Here is a 395-nt window from a genome sequence, read left to right on the forward strand (position 1 = left end):
ACCCGCCACCCCGGCCGCCTCCACGCCCAGGCCATCATCGAAGCCGCCAACCGACTCACCGAAGCCCTCCGCCGCAGCTGACGGAACACGGCCGAACGCCGAAAGGGCCCCGCAGACAACCCGGCGGGGCCCTTCGATGCATTTCCGAGGGAAAACAAAAAGACCCCGGAACCGGGGTCTTTCCAATTTCTGGCTGGGGTACCAGGACTCGAACCTAGACTAAATGAACCAGAATCACTCGTGCTGCCAATTACACCATACCCCAACACAAAGCAAGGGCCGATGGGCGAGCCCACCGGCTTCATGCTCCGAGTACCCCCGACCGGATTCGAACCGGCGCTACTGCCGTGAGAGGGCAGCGTGCTAGGCCGCTACACAACGGGGGCTTCCTGGCG

2 tRNA genes and 1 pseudogene are annotated in these 395 nt (G+C 63.5%); 1 reads left to right on the plus strand and 2 read right to left on the minus strand.

Annotated elements, in window-relative coordinates:
* Window positions 1-81: pseudogene (locus ACIRRH_RS43530) on the plus strand (IclR family transcriptional regulator); the annotation flags it as partial.
* Window positions 82-190: 109 nt separating this feature from the next.
* Here the strand turns inward: ACIRRH_RS43530 and ACIRRH_RS43535 are convergent.
* Window positions 191-265 (minus strand) — tRNA-Gln (locus ACIRRH_RS43535).
* Window positions 266-313: 48 nt separating this feature from the next.
* Window positions 314-386 (minus strand) — tRNA-Glu (locus tag ACIRRH_RS43540).
* Between the last annotated feature and the right edge of the window lie 9 nt (window positions 387-395).

It is taken from the genome of Kitasatospora sp. NPDC101235, assembly GCF_044767505.1.
In the GTDB taxonomy this organism is placed as follows: Bacteria; Actinomycetota; Actinomycetes; order Streptomycetales; family Streptomycetaceae; genus Kitasatospora.